The organism is Pseudomonas cimarronensis, assembly GCF_049331905.1.
Classification (GTDB): domain Bacteria; phylum Pseudomonadota; class Gammaproteobacteria; order Pseudomonadales; family Pseudomonadaceae; genus Aquipseudomonas.
In genome coordinates this window covers 3,118,611-3,132,222 of the sequence record NZ_CP186283.1, presented here as the reverse complement: position 1 = coordinate 3,132,222, position 13,612 = coordinate 3,118,611, and the positions used below count along the sequence as shown (strand labels likewise).

General features: G+C 61.8%; 13 protein-coding genes. 7 read left to right on the top strand and 6 right to left on the bottom strand.

Annotated elements, in window-relative coordinates:
• Nucleotides 1-315: 315 nt before the first annotated feature.
• The 4 genes from ACOCLD_RS14520 to nahK all read left to right on the top strand — a co-directional run bounded on the left by ACOCLD_RS14520 (nt 316) and on the right by nahK (nt 5,879).
• Nucleotides 316-1,500: a porin gene (locus ACOCLD_RS14520; protein WP_090252770.1), complete on the top strand. Its 1,185-nt coding sequence runs from the start codon at nt 316-318 to the stop codon at nt 1,498-1,500.
• Between the two features lie 162 nt (nt 1,501-1,662).
• Nucleotides 1,663-2,055, top strand: coding sequence for a hypothetical protein (locus ACOCLD_RS14515; RefSeq protein ID WP_422909671.1), 393 nt, complete (start codon nt 1,663-1,665; stop codon nt 2,053-2,055).
• A gap of 94 nt (nt 2,056-2,149) precedes the next feature.
• Nucleotides 2,150-3,304: a nitric oxide-sensing protein NosP gene (gene nosP, locus ACOCLD_RS14510; RefSeq protein WP_422909670.1), complete on the top strand. Its 1,155-nt coding sequence runs from the start codon at nt 2,150-2,152 to the stop codon at nt 3,302-3,304.
• The gene (gene nahK / locus ACOCLD_RS14505; protein ID WP_422909669.1) at nt 3,243-5,879 is read left to right on the top strand and encodes a hybrid sensor histidine kinase/response regulator NahK/ErcS'; all 2,637 of its coding nucleotides are present in this window, start codon (nt 3,243-3,245) and stop codon (nt 5,877-5,879) included. Before nosP ends, nahK begins: the two co-directional genes overlap by 62 nt.
• A gap of 57 nt (nt 5,880-5,936) precedes the next feature.
• Here the strand turns inward: nahK and ACOCLD_RS14500 are convergent, their stop codons facing one another.
• From ACOCLD_RS14500 to ACOCLD_RS14475, 6 genes are all read right to left on the bottom strand, one after another.
• Nucleotides 5,937-6,602, bottom strand: coding sequence for a response regulator transcription factor (locus ACOCLD_RS14500; protein WP_257779226.1), 666 nt, complete (start codon nt 6,600-6,602; stop codon nt 5,937-5,939).
• A 55-nt stretch (nt 6,603-6,657) separates the two neighbouring features.
• Nucleotides 6,658-7,203: a PQQ-dependent catabolism-associated CXXCW motif protein gene (locus tag ACOCLD_RS14495; RefSeq protein WP_422909668.1), complete on the bottom strand. Its 546-nt coding sequence runs from the start codon at nt 7,201-7,203 to the stop codon at nt 6,658-6,660.
• 120 nt (nt 7,204-7,323) lie between these two features.
• Entirely contained in the window at nt 7,324-8,115 is a 792-nt protein-coding gene (locus tag ACOCLD_RS14490) for an ABC transporter permease (RefSeq protein ID WP_422909667.1), read from the bottom strand.
• Nucleotides 8,112-8,846, bottom strand: a complete 735-nt coding sequence (locus ACOCLD_RS14485; protein ID WP_422909666.1) for an ABC transporter ATP-binding protein — start codon at nt 8,844-8,846, stop codon at nt 8,112-8,114. The genes ACOCLD_RS14490 and ACOCLD_RS14485 overlap by 4 nt, the downstream gene beginning before the upstream one ends.
• Nucleotides 8,843-9,808 carry a YVTN family beta-propeller repeat protein gene (locus ACOCLD_RS14480; protein WP_422909665.1) on the bottom strand — a complete coding sequence of 322 codons (966 nt, stop codon included), beginning with the start codon at nt 9,806-9,808 and terminating at the stop codon, nt 8,843-8,845. The genes ACOCLD_RS14485 and ACOCLD_RS14480 overlap by 4 nt, the downstream gene beginning before the upstream one ends.
• A 55-nt stretch (nt 9,809-9,863) precedes the next feature.
• Nucleotides 9,864-11,057: an ABC transporter substrate-binding protein gene (locus tag ACOCLD_RS14475; RefSeq protein WP_422909664.1), complete on the bottom strand. Its 1,194-nt coding sequence runs from the start codon at nt 11,055-11,057 to the stop codon at nt 9,864-9,866.
• Nucleotides 11,058-11,214: 157 nt separating this feature from the next.
• Here ACOCLD_RS14475 and ACOCLD_RS14470 point away from each other — a divergent pair, with 157 nt between their 5' ends.
• Genes ACOCLD_RS14470 through ACOCLD_RS14460 form a run of 3 tightly spaced genes read left to right on the top strand, consistent with a single transcriptional unit; the run spans nt 11,215 to nt 13,557 of the window.
• Nucleotides 11,215-11,652 carry a copper-binding protein gene (locus ACOCLD_RS14470; RefSeq protein ID WP_233684625.1) on the top strand — a complete coding sequence of 146 codons (438 nt, stop codon included), beginning with the start codon at nt 11,215-11,217 and terminating at the stop codon, nt 11,650-11,652.
• 1 nt (nt 11,653) lies between these two features.
• Nucleotides 11,654-12,910: a histidine kinase gene (locus tag ACOCLD_RS14465; protein WP_422909663.1), complete on the top strand. Its 1,257-nt coding sequence runs from the start codon at nt 11,654-11,656 to the stop codon at nt 12,908-12,910.
• On the top strand, nt 12,907-13,557 hold the full coding sequence (locus tag ACOCLD_RS14460) for a response regulator transcription factor (RefSeq protein ID WP_422909662.1): 651 nt from the start codon (nt 12,907-12,909) through the stop codon (nt 13,555-13,557). Before ACOCLD_RS14465 ends, ACOCLD_RS14460 begins: the two co-directional genes overlap by 4 nt.
• The last annotated feature ends 55 nt before the right edge of the window (nt 13,558-13,612 follow it).

Here is a 13,612-nt window from a genome sequence, read left to right as displayed (position 1 = left end):
TCTCAACGTTTGCGCACCCTTTGGGTTCAGTCCATTTGCGGACTGATCGGTTCGCGTCCATGCATTTCTCACCCGCAGCCATGCCGCCATTGTTCATCTGGGCAGGGCTTAGTCCGTCTACGACCTTGGGTGGGCATCCTTGCGGGCAGGGTCTTTGGGAGTGGCGGTCGTACACCGTTCCGACAGCGCTTCCAGGACGCGCCAAAGCAGCAGGCAATCAAGGCCATGGCAGCGTATGGCCGCTATCAGGGCTTTTCGATAATCGCCTCCGACCCGACTGACCGTTGCCGGTCGTCCCATCCAGCGGAGAGTGTTATGAACAACAACAAGATCGCCAGCACCCGATTTCTGCCCCTGACCCTGGCTGCTGCCGTCGCCATGGCGACAGCACAACATGCAGCTGCCGAGATCGTCCTGTATGACCAGGACGAAACCACCTTTTCCACCGATGGCTATATCAACGCCTTCTATGTGAATAGCGATGTCGACCGTGAAGGCGAGCAGTTTGACCGTCGCCAGTCGCGGGTGAAAATGGGCTTTCTGCCCAACTGGATTGGCTTCAACTTTGGCAAGCAGATCGATGGCCTGAAACTCGGCGGGCGTTCGTCGTTCTGGGTCACCATCAACGACAGCGAAACCAACGGCACCGATACCGCTATCGACGTGCGTCAGTTCTACGGCACCGTTTCCAGCCCGGAGTGGGGCGAGGTGCTGGTGGGTAAGGACTTCGGCCTGTTCTCGCGCTCGAACATCTTTCTGGACGAACTGTTGGCCGGTTATGGCAACGTCAGCGACACCCTGGGCCTGGTGGATGGCAACGGCGTATCGTTCGGCAACATTGGCACCGGCTACCCGTATCCGTTCCCGACGTCGCAAATCACCTACCGCAACAACAATCTGGCAGAAGGCCTGCGTGTGGCAGTGGGCATCATGGACCCGGTGGACACCAACGATGACAGCGCCGTGGGTAAGTCCTACCAGGAAGAGCCGCGCTTCGAGTCCGAGGTCAGCTACCAGTTCGATGTGGGCGGCGCGACCATCTACTCCTGGCTCAACGGCGCTTACCAGACCTCCGATAACACCGACAAGGCCGTCGACAGCGTGACCTCGCAAGGCCTGGGTTATGGCGTGCAGGCGAAGATGGCCGGTTTCTCGGTCACCGCGTCGGGTTTCCAGGCTGAAGGGATCAACCCGTTCTTCACCAACAATGCCGGTGAAGCCACGCTGCGCGAGATCGACAGCGAAGGCTACCTGCTGCAGGGCTCCTACACCTTCGGCAAAAACCGCGTGGCGCTGTCCTACGGCAAAACCGAGGATGACGGCAATGGCCTGGGTACTGCCGCCGACTACGAGACTCGCGGCATCGCCTATTTCCGCACTATCAACGACAACCTCAAACTGGTGGCCGAGTACAACCAGTACGAGATCGATGCCGCCGAGGGCAGCGGTCTGGGTGAGGACACCAACACCTTCGCGGTGGGTGCCGTTCTCAGCTGGTAAGCATGCAGCACAGGCCGGGCAGACCTGCCCGGCTTTTACCTGGAGGTTGCCATGCCCCTGGATGCACTGCTGATTCTGCTGCCCTGCAGCAGCGTACTGCTCGCATTGCCACTCGTGCTAATGCGTTGCCTGTAACCCTTATCTGACACCAAGGACGACACCATGCTCGGCTTATGGAGTGCGCATGCCCAGCAATTCCTGCTGTGGCTGACCCTGGCGACCACCCTGGTCTTTGCGTTACCGATTTTCTGCATCCCGCTGGTCTGGGCCCGTTTGATGGGCTGGACGCTGCCCAGTCACACCCACCTGGCGGTGTATTTCGGGCGCTGCCTGGGGGCTTTTATCCTGATTGTTGAAGCCTTGATGTTGCGCGCCGCGTTGACTGGCGAGGCTATTCACACGACTTTCGAGGTGCTCGCCGCCGTGGCCGTGATGATGATCATCGTCCATATCTACGGGGCTCTGCGGCGTATTCAGCCGCTCAGTGAAACCCTTGAGATCGGCTTCTACAGCGGCCTGCTGGTGCTGACACTGTTGTTCTGGCCCGCTACTTAGGAACTAGTCCTGCGCTACTCAAGTGGCATGTGGGGCAGTGGAGCCGCTTCGTAGAATAACCCCAGTAATTACCGTGTTTCTCATGGGGGCCGCTATGCCGCATACGCATACCGAAGGTGTGGTGACCGCCACTGCCAACGCCACGGATGTCGAGCTGGTGGCGCAGGAATTGGCCCGTCAGCTGATCCACCCACACCTTGGCTTTGTACTGTTCTTCTGCTCGGCGGAATACGACCTGCAGAGCCTGGGCGAAGCCCTGGATCAATACTTTGGCGGGATCAACCTGGTGGGCTGCACCAGTGCGGGGGAGATCACCGCCCAGGGCTATGACCGTGGTTGCGTCAGCGCCATCGGCTTCGACCACCGCAGCTTTTCGATTGCCAGCGCGCTGATCGACGAGATGGAGCGCTTCAGTCTGATCGATGCGCAACAGCTGGTTGAGCGCCTGGTCAGTGATTGCCGCAACAATGAGCTGGCCACTATCAAGGGCCACAGTTTCGCCCTGACCCTGCTCGATGGTCTGTCCAGCCGCGAGGAAGTGGTGCTTGGCGCGTTGAGCGCGGCCTTTGGCAGCATTCCACACTTTGGCGGGTCGGCCGGCGACGACAATCACCTGACCCACACCCACGTCTACTACAACGGCGAATTCCATACCGGCGCGGCGGTGGTGGTGCTGTTCAATACCTGGCTGGATTTCGAGGTGTTCAGTACCCATCACATTCTGCCGCGTGACGAGAAGCTGGTGGTAACTCGTGCCGACAGCACCAGCCGGCGGGTCTATGAGCTCAATGCCGCGCCAGCAGCGCTGGAGTATGCCGAGCTGATCGGCGTGCCGCTGGAGGCCCTCGACCATCGCCTGTTTGCCGCCCATCCACTGGCCGTGCGCATTGGTTGCCAGTACTACGTGCGCTCCATCCAGCGGGTCAACGATGACCTCAGCCTGACCTTCTATTGCGCGGTAGAGAACGGCATCGTGCTCACCGCCATGCAGCCCGGCCCATTGCTGCCTGACCTGCAAGGGGTGTTCGACGGCCTGCGTGAACGGCTTGGGCCATTGCTGCTGACGATTGGCTGCGACTGCTTTCTGCGCCGTCTGGAAATCGAAGGGCGCGACGGGGTCGAGCCGGTGTCGGCCTTTCTGCGCAGCCAGAACGTGATCGGCTTCAATACCTACGGAGAGCAGTTCAATGGCATGCACATCAACCAGACCTTTACCGGAGTTGCCATTGGCCGTCCCGGTCGCGGTTGATGTGGCCGAGCTGCAAGCCCGTTGCCTGGAACTGGAACGGCAGAATGGCAAACTCCGGCAGATCAACAGCGCCCTGATCGAGCGGGTCGAGTCGGTGCATTCGCGCGGTGATGATGCCTACGCCGCGTTCCAGCATTCGGTGGTGCTGGCCGAGCAGGTGCGCGAGCGCACCGATGCCCTCAACCAGGCCATGGCCGAGCTTAAATCCAGCAACCAGTTGCTCAGCGACGCGCGTCTGCGGGCGGAGACGGCTCACCAGCACCTGATCGATGCCATCGAAAGTATTTCCGATGCCTTCGTGCTGTTTGATCGCGAGCAGCGCATCGTGCTGTTCAACAGCCGCTTCAAGTCGTTCTGGGCTGGCAGCCGGGCGCGGATCACCCCCGGTACGCGCCTGACCGAGATCAAGCGCCTAAGCAAGAGCACCGGCCTGGTGGTCGAGGAGCAGCGCGGCAATCGCGACGACAACATGCTCTACCGCCTGCAAGACGGGCGCTGGGTGCAGGTTAGCGAACGGCCGACTCGCGAGGGCGGGCTGGTGATCCTCTACACCGACATCACCGAGGTCAAACTCAACGAAACCATGCGCCGCGAGCAAGCCCTGGCGCAGAAGTCGCGGCTGTTGCAACGGGCCATGGACAACCTCTCCCAAGGCATGGCCATGGTCAATGCCGAGGGCCAGCTGGAGTTGTGGAACCATCGTTTTCTCGACCTCTGTGGCCTGGCCCCGATCAGTGCCCACCGGCCGTTTGCCGAGGTAATGGCTGAGAGCGAGCTGGAACTGCTGACGCCGGCCAGCCGCGATGCCAACGGCCGGCTGATTGCGGAACTGGAGTTGTGCCTGTTCGATGGGCGCATGCTGGAGGTGCGCACCCATCCGCTGCCCACTGGCGGCTTCGTCAACACCTTCACTGACATCACCGAGCGCCACCGTCATGCCAAGGCGCTGAGCGAAAGCGAGCGCTGGATTCGCCTGATCACCGACCATGTGCCCGCGCTGATCGCTTACCTCACGGCGGATCTGGTCTACCAGTTCACCAACAAGGTTTACGAGGAGTGGTACTGCTGGCCCCGTGACGCGATGCTCGGGCAAAGCCTGCGGGTGGTGCACAGCGAAGAGCATTGCCGGCGGCTGGAGCCGTTTATTGAGCGGGCGCTGTCTGGCGAAAGCGTGACCTTTGAATTTGCCGAAACCAATCACCATGGTCAGGAGCGCTACATGCTGCGTTCCTATGTGCCCAACCGCCAGGCCAGCGGCGAGGTGGTCGGCATATTCGTGCTGATCCGCGACATCACCGAACGCCGGCGTACCGCCGAAGCCCTGCATCAGGCCTACCAGCACCTGGAGCAGCGGGTGCGTGAACGCACTGCCGAACTGACCGATCTGAACACCCAGCTGCGCCGCGAGATCGATGAGCGCACGCAGATGGAAGCCCGTCTGCGTGAGGCCAAAGGCGAGGCGGAGCAGGCCAACCTGTCGAAAACCAAGTTTCTAGCCGCCGTCAGCCATGACCTGTTGCAGCCGCTCAATGCGGCGCGGCTGTTTACCAGTGCGCTGCTGGAAAAACGCGACCTTGCCGGCAGTGCTGCCCTGGTGCGCAATGTCAGCAACTCGCTGGAAGATGTGGAAAGCCTGCTCGGCACCCTGGTGGATATTTCCAAGCTCGACGCCGGGGTGATCAAGCCGGATATCGCTCCGTTCGCGGTCGGCGAACTGCTGGAAAACCTGGCCGCAGAATACCACCAGATCGCCGGCAGCGAAGGTCTGCGCCTGGACTTCATCCCCAGTTCGGCACTGGTGCGCAGCGATATTCAGTTACTCGCGCGGATTCTGCGCAACCTGCTCAGCAATGCCATCCGTTACACCTCCAGCGGGCGCATCCTGCTGGGTTGTCGGCGGCGGCGACAAAGCCTGTCGATCGAAGTATGGGACACCGGTATCGGCATCGCCGATGACAAGCTCGGCGAGATCTTCCAGGAATTCAAACGCGGCGATGTCAGCCACCGCAAGCAGGACCGTGGCCTGGGCTTGGGCCTGGCGATTGTCGAGAAGATCGCCCGCATGCTTGGCCACCGCATTCGCGTGGCCTCGCGCCAGGGCAAGGGTTCGATGTTCGCCATCGAAGTGCCGCTGACCAGCCTCGCGCCGCGTGCCCGTATCGTGCAGGACGCGCCCAACCCGCTGGTGGAGCGGCTCAGTGGTTCACGCATCTGGGTGCTGGATAACGATGCCGCCATCTGTGCCGGCATGCGTACGCTGCTGGAAGCCTGGGGCTGTCAGGTGGTGACGGCCTTGTCCGAAGAGGACCTGGCACGCCAGGTCGACAACTTCCACGCCGATGCCGACCTGTTGATCGCCGACTATCACCTTGATGACGACCATAACGGTGTGGATGCCGTGGCGCAGATCAACGCCCGGCGTAGCTCACCCTTGCCCGCACTGATGATCACCGCCAACTACAGCAACGAACTCAAGCAGCAGATGCGCGAGCTGGGCCACACCCTGATGCACAAACCGGTGCGGCCGATGAAGCTGAAAACGGCGATGAGTCACTTGCTGGAGCGGCGGGAGTAGCCGCGCACCCTACGCGAGTTAGCCTGAAGGCGTAGGGTGCGCTGTGCGCACAGCGGGTCAGCGGCGCAGATAAGCCGCGAAGTCGATGTCGCCAGCGGAGAGAATCGCCTGTACCCGGTTGTGCACATTGAGCTTGCGCAGAATCGCCGAGACGTGGGCCTTCACCGTGGTTTCGGCGATGTCCAGGCTGTAGGCGATCTGTTTGTTGGACTCGCCTTTGGTCATGCGTTCGAGCACCAGCAACTGCTTGCGGGTCAGCGCTTGCAGCAGTTCTGGGGGGAAACTGTGGTGGTCGGCGTGACTGCGCTGCGAGCCGCTTTTCTGTGTGCGAATGATGTCCGGCGGCAGGTAGACGTTGCCGTTGAGGATCTGCTGGATGGCATCGGTCATCTGCGCCCGTGGCGAGGACTTGGTAATAAAACCGACCGCGCCGTAGGTGATGGCCTGCAGGACGATCTGTTTGTCCTGCTCGGCCGAGACGATCACCACCGGAATGGTCGGTGCTTCGTTGCGCAGGTTGATCAGCCCGCCCAGGCCGTGCATGCCGGGCATGTTCAGGTCAAGCAGGATCAGGTCGAGGTCGTCGTGCTCCTGGGTCAGTGCCAGGGCGCTATCGAGATCGGCGGTTTCCATGATGTTGCTGCCGGGGAAGCCGTCGCTGATGACGTTGTGGATGGCTTCGCGAAACAGCGGGTGGTCATCGGCAATCAGAATTTTGTACATGGCCTTATCACCTCGTTGTTTTGATTATGGTGGGGTTGCAGCCGTAACGCATGGTTTAACGCAGCAAGGGCAGCGGTTGTGCGGGTATTAGGGGCAGGCCGGCCTGTTGCCAGGCGTCGATGCCGTCACGGTACCAGTACAGGTTGGTGTAACCCAGATGATGGGCGCGTTTTACCGCATTCCAGCCCAGCCAGCAGTCGGAGCGGCAGTAGAACACCAGCGGCCAGGCGCGATTGCCCTGGCTGGCCTGGGCCAGGCTGCGCTGGAAGTAATTCTGCCACTGCGGACTCAGCTCACCGTCGCCGGTATTGGCCAGCCACAGGCTGTTAGGCAGGTTGGCGTGCACTTCATCCTCGATGAACTGGCCGTGCAGCCATTGCTGGCGATAAACATCGATCAGCCGAGTGCCAGGCTGTTCACGCAGCAACTGCTGCAGGGCAGCGGTGTCCAGGGTGTGTGCGTGTTCGTGGGTCAGCGGTGTGGGGCTGCGGTAATGGCTGAGGCGGTAGCCATCGGCAGAAAACAACGGGGTATCGGCCAGTACGGCGCTGGTCGGTAGCAGGCTGGCAATCACTATCAGGGCCTTTGGCCAGTGTTTCATCGCCTTTGTTCTCGGTTCTTTTTATCGGTCTATTACAGGGCAATGCCGATGCTTTGGGAATTCTACGTTGGAGATGAAAACCAGTACCAAAGTAGTAGATATGCGTGGTGCCTGATATGCCTAGCTGCCTTTGCGCAGGGCTGCATGCTGCGGGTTGAAGGTCAGCACTGCGAGCGCTGCGAACAGCAGGGTCAGGCCCAGGCATACGGCCAGAGCCAGTGGGCTGAAGCGCTGGTAGAGGGCAAAGCGCACCAGCTCCACGGCATGGGTGAAGGGATTGAGGGCGCACAGCCAGTACAGCCACTCGCTGGCCTCGCGCATCTTCCACAACGGATAGAGCGCCGAGGAAAGGAAAAACAGCGGAAAGATGACGAAATTCATCACCCCGGCGAAATTCTCCAACTGGCGGATGCCATTGGACAGCAGCAGGCCGAGGGCGCTGAGCAACAGCGCCACCAGCAGCAGCGCCGGCAGCGCAGCGAGCAGGCCCCAGACGGGCGGTTGCACGCCGTAGAACCAGGCAATGGCGAGAAAGGCATACACCTGCAGCAGTGAGATCAGAGCAATCGCCAGCAGTTTGCTGGCAAGCAGAAAGGCCCGTGGCAGTGGGCTGGTCAGCAACACGCGCATGCTGCCCATTTCGCGGTCGTAGACCATCGACAGTGAGCCCTGCATGCCGTTGAACAGCAGGATCATGCAGGCCAGCCCCGGCACGATATAGGTTTCGTAGGTGATGTAGGTGTCGTAGGGCGCGATGATGGCGATGCCCAGCGCCGCGCGAAAGCCAGCGGCGAACACCAACAGCCACAGCAATGGCCGCACCAGGGCGCTGAAGAAGCGGCTGCGCTGCAGCACGAAGCGCAGCCATTCGCGTTGCACGATGCCTTGCAGGCAATACCAGTAGGCATTCATCGACCAACCTCCATCGGTTGTGGTGCTGGCGCAGTGAGTCGGTTGAAGCTGGCGGCCAGATCATCACCCAGTTCGCCGGCAGGGCCCTGGGCGACCAGGCGGCTGCGGTTGAGAACCAGCAGGTCGTCGCCTGGCGCTATTTCATCGAGCAGGTGGGTGGTCCACAGCACCGCCAGTTGCTGTTCGCTGCACAGCGTGCGCACATGCTGATTCAGTGCCAGACGGCTGGCCGGATCGAGGCCAGCGCTGGCTTCATCAAGCAGCAGCAGGCGTGGTCGGTGCAGCAGGGCGCGGGCAATCTCGACGCGGCGGCGGTGGCCGCCATTCAGCGCGCGGATCTTCTCGTGGCGGCGTTCGCCGAGTTGCTGGCGAGTCAGTTCTTCGTCGATGCGCGCCGCTGCTTCGCGTTTGCCCAGGCCATGCAGTGCGGCGTGGTAGGCGAGGTTCTGCTGCACCGAAAGATCGAGGTCCAGGGTGCTCTGCTGGAACACCACACCCAATTGGCGCAGCGCCTGGCGTGGTTCACGGCGCAGGCTGTGGCCGAAGATGTAAATGTCGCCGTGCTGTAGGTCGTAGAGCCGGGTGAGCAGGGCGATCAGTGTTGATTTACCCGCACCGTTAGGCCCAAGCAATGCGCTGAAGCTGCCCTGCGCGATATTGAAACTGACCTCCTGCAAGGCCTGGCGTGGGCCGTAGGCGAAACTCACGCCCTGTACCTGCAGCGCACTCATGGTGTGACGACCACGCCCCAGGGGTAGCGGCCGACCTTGATCGACTTGGTCACCTTGAGGCTGTCGACGTCGATCACCGACACATCACCGCTGACCCCGTTGGTGGTCAACAGGCGCTTCTGATCCGGAGTGAACGCCATGTGCCAGACGCGCCGACCGACCAGCAGGTAATCGAGCACTTCATAGGTTTTGGCATCGACCACGGCCACATGGTTGGCTGGGCCGAGGGCGACAAAGGCGTACTTGCCGTCGTCACTCAGCTTGACCCCTACCGGCTGCACTTTGTCCGGGTGTACGCCCTTGATCTGGAAGGTCAGTACTTTTTCGATCTGTCGACTGGCGACGTCGATCACGCTGACCGTGCCGCCGATCTCGGCCGAGGCCCACAGGCGTTTGCCGGTCTTGTCGAATTCGACATGGCGTGGGCGTTGATCGACCAGGGTGTTGTCCACCAACTGCTGGGTGCTGGTGTCGATCCAGTGCAGCATGTTGGTGGTTTCGCTGGTGTTGACCGCCCATTTGCCATCGGGGCTGACGGCCATGCCTTCCGGCTCGACGCCGACGTCGATTTGCGCCAGCACCTCGTCACTCTGGGTGTCGACCACGGTCACCAGCGCATCGTCCTCGTTGGAGATATACAGCCAGCGGTCGTTGGGGTGCAGGGCGAACTGCTCGGGGTCGGCGCCCGAGGGCAGTTCCTTGATGATGGTGCGGGTGACCAGGTCCATCACCTGCACGCGGTCTGAGTCGCTGGCGCAGATGTACAGCAGCTTGTTGTCACTGGACAACAGCAGGCCGCGCGGGCGCATGCCCACCTCAAGAGTGGCGGTGACCTCAAGGCTGTCCAGGTCGATCACGCTGATGCTGTCGTCTTTCTCGTTGGATACATAGGCGGTAGCCGCCAGAATGCTGTGGCTGGCCAGGCCAAGGGCAATGGCGCAGGCAAGGTGAGTTAGGCGCATGGGGTTGATCCTCTTGTTGTTGTCTTGGGCGGCAGATGGTGCGAGCGGTGCACCATCAGTTGGCGGTACCTGCCAGATCACAGTTCACTTCCGGCCGGTCATAGCCGAGGCTGTCCATTTCGTTGTCGGGGTGGAGAAAACCGTCCTGTGGCGAGGTGCTGACCAGCGCGCGTGGCTGTACCAGCGGTATGGGTTGGCGCAGTTCACCGTTCCATGGGCGAAAGCTCAGCTTGCGGCCCTTGAAGCCATCCAGCGGCAACTCGGCGGACAGTGCCAGCGTGCGGATAGCCTGCGGTTCGCTGGCGCGTAATTTGGTCACGGCAGTGGCGATGCTGCGTACGGCCATCCAGGCCGCGAAATCGCGGTCGTTCATCCAGCGCCCGGCCAGCGCCTCGAAGCGTTTCTGCAACTGCGCGGCACCGAAGGTTTCCACGGTCTTGTGCCAGGCGGTCGGGGTCAGGCCTTGGGTGCCGGCCACCGGGCGCGGGTACCAGGTGTTGTAGGGCAGGTACTCGCCAAAGTCGCCACGCTCGTCGGCCACCAGCACCACGTCGTATTCGGCGGTCTGAGTGAACAGCGGCATTTCCGCCTGTGCGCTGCGGCGCTGGTCGTTGTCGAAGCTCCATGGCTTCTCGGCGACGATCTTGTGGCCGAAGCGTTTGGCGGCGCGTTTAAGCGCAGCGGCGTAGGCAATATCGTCCTCAGTGCTGCCGGTCACCAGCAGCCAACGCGTCCATTTGCGCACGGCGAGAAACTGCGCCAGGGCATCGGCGAGCATGGCGCGGCTGGGCAGGGTGTGCAGCACATTGTTCAGGCACTGACTGTGGCGCAGGCTGTCGTCAGCGCTGCCGGCATTGAGCAGCAAGCTGTCGGGCAACTCTTGGCTGAGTTGGCGCAGGGTCGCTGCCGGAGCGTTAACCACGAACAGGCGCACGCCCTGTGCATGCAGCTCACGGGCAGCCATCAGCAAGCTGTCGTTATCACTGCGTTCGGCTACTTCGAGTTGGTAACTGTGCTTGAGAAAACGCCCGGTGCTGTTGCTGTCGACAATCGCCAGTTCGGCCCCGCGCAGGCCGGTATCTGCCGGCTCGGGGATGACGTTGGACAGTAACGGGCCGGTTGCCGGGGTGTAACCCAGGTAGGCAATGCGCACCTGCAACGTGTCGGTTGTCGAGCTGGCCAGGCAGGGTGTGGCCAGGCTGCACAACACGGCGGCGCAGAGCATAAGCGATTGGCTGATCCGGGGCATGAGGCGACTCCTGGCTAGGTGTCGCCAGCATAGGAACAGCCCGCTATTCGGGAAATATGCCCAAAGTACCAGTACGCCAGTACCAAGGTAGTAAGTCGGCGGGTGCGCCAGCGTTTTAGGATGATTCCATCCTATAAAACAACAACAGGTACCCTCCATGAGCACGCTCAAAACACTCGCCCTGGCGCTGATTCTGCTGAGCAGCCTGATCGGTTTTGACAACATTTATGCGGCAGGCGACCTGACCCGTCGCACCGAGAAATTGCCGGATCTGCTGCTGGGCAGCGAAGCCAGCGACTACAGCCTGTCGCAGAACGAATACCAGCTGGAAACTGGCAAGGCCTATCAGCTGAAGATCATCGCCAGCGGGCTGAAGGAGTACGCTTTCCAGGCCCCCGAGTTCGCCACCTCGATCTACCTGCGCAAGGTCGAAGCTGGTGGTGTCGAGATCAAGGCCATCACCCTTACCGAACTGGAGTTTGAGGAAGCCGGTGAGGCGGAGATCTTCTTCGTGCCGATCAAGCCCGGCACGTTCCGTTTCTATGCCAAGGGCCTGGAAGGCAAGGGCATGCTCGGTCACTTCGTGGTCAAGTAACGTGTCCGTTCTGTGGCGCATCTACCTGCTGGTGACGCTGTTTTTTGCACTGGTCACGGTGCTGGGCCTGGCGTTGCTGCTGCGCCAGGCCCGCGAGGATGTACAGCGTGAGGTGCAGGCTGCCGAGGCGGTGGTCGAATACCTGTACGAAGCGGCTCAGCGTGACCCGGCCAGCCTGCACAGCGGGCTGACCGGCAACCTGCGGCATGTGCGGGTGCAATGGCTACCAGCGTCTGCGGCCGCGCCAGACGCCTCGTTTGAACAGTGGCTGGGGCAGCGCCTGTTTCCCCTTGAGCACCGCCCGCGCCGCGTGCAACTGGCCGATGGCCGACAGTTGCAGATTGCCGTCGATCCGGCGGATGAAATCGATGAAGTCTGGGATTCGCTGCTGCAACTGCTGTTGCTCTGCCTGCTGGCGCTGTTGATCAGCCTGGTGGCGATTCGCTGGGCTGTACACCGCGGTCTGCGAGTACTGGATGAATTGTTGGGCGGCCTGCAACAGGTGACTCAGGGCCAGCTTGATGCGCGTCTGCCGGCGCACAGCCTGCCAGAAGCTCGGCAACTGGCCGGGCATTTCAATGCCATGGCCACCACCCTGCAACAGGTACAGGCCGACAATACCGAGCTGACCCAGGCGCTGATGGCCTTGCAGGAGCGCGAGCGCACCCGCCTTGGGCAGACCCTGCATGACGACCTCGGCCAGTACCTCAGCGGTATCCGTGCCCAGGCCTGCCTGTTGCAGGCGGTGGCCGATCAGCCCGAGCAGGTGCGCCTGACCGCCCAGCATCTGGACAACCACTGCCAGCGCTTGCAGGACGGTTTTCGCGCCTTGATCCGTGATCTCTACCCGGTGGTGCTGGAGCGCCTTGAACTGGATGAGGCGCTGCAACTGCTCGCTGATAACTGGCAGGCCGCACAGCGCGTGCAGTGCCAGGTTTCGCTCAGCAGCCGGCTGCCAAGTTTGCCACTGCCGACCAAGGCGCATCTGTACCGGCTGGTGCAGGAGGCCCTGACCAACGTCGCTAGGCACGCCCAGGCCAGCGAAGTGCGCGTGCGCCTGCATTATCAGGGGCAGCGTTTGCGTCTGTTTATTCGTGACAATGGTTGTGGTGCGCAACTGCCGCAGCGCCCCGGTATTGGCCTGCGCTCGATTCACGAGCGTGCGCGCAGCCTGGGTGCCGTACTGCGCGTACACAGCCGTCCTCACGCGGGGTGGGCACTGTGCCTGACCCTGATAGTGCCGGAGCCCGAACTATGAAGATTCTGCTGGTCGATGATCACGCGGTGGTCCGTCAGGGCTATGCCAGCCTGCTGCGGGCCTTGTTGCCAGAGGTGCAGGTACGCGAGGCCTGCGATGGCGAGCAGGCCCTGCAGATGGTGCAGGAGGAAATCCCCAATCTGGTCATCATGGATATCGGCCTGCCCGGGATCAGCGGCCTGGAAACTACCCGGCGGCTGCGTCAGCGTTTGCCGCAACTGCGGGTGCTGTTCTTCAGCATGCATGATGAGCTGCCTTTGGTGCGCCAGGCCCTGGAGGCCGGTGCGCTGGGCTATCTGACCAAGACCTCCTCACCCGAGGTGCTGGTTGAAGCGGTTAAACGCACCCTTGCCGGGCATGCCTATATCGAGCAGAGCCTGGCCACGCACCTGGCCTGTAATCCACTGGGCGAGGGCAGCAGTGACCCGCGTTTGCGCGGCATGACCCAGCGTGAGTTCGAGATATTCGTGATGCTGGCCAAAGGCATGCCCAGCCGGCAGATTGCCGAGCGGCTGTGTATCAGCGGCAAGACCGTGTCCAATTACCAGACCTTGCTCAAGAGCAAACTGCAGGTCAGCTCCCAGGCCGAGCTGGTGCATCTGGCCATCGACAGTGGCGTGGTGCGGGTGGGCTTGGAGAGCGCCTGAGATCGCTTCAGCGGAAATTCCATGCAATCGACTGGCTCGGCACGAGGCAGCGATT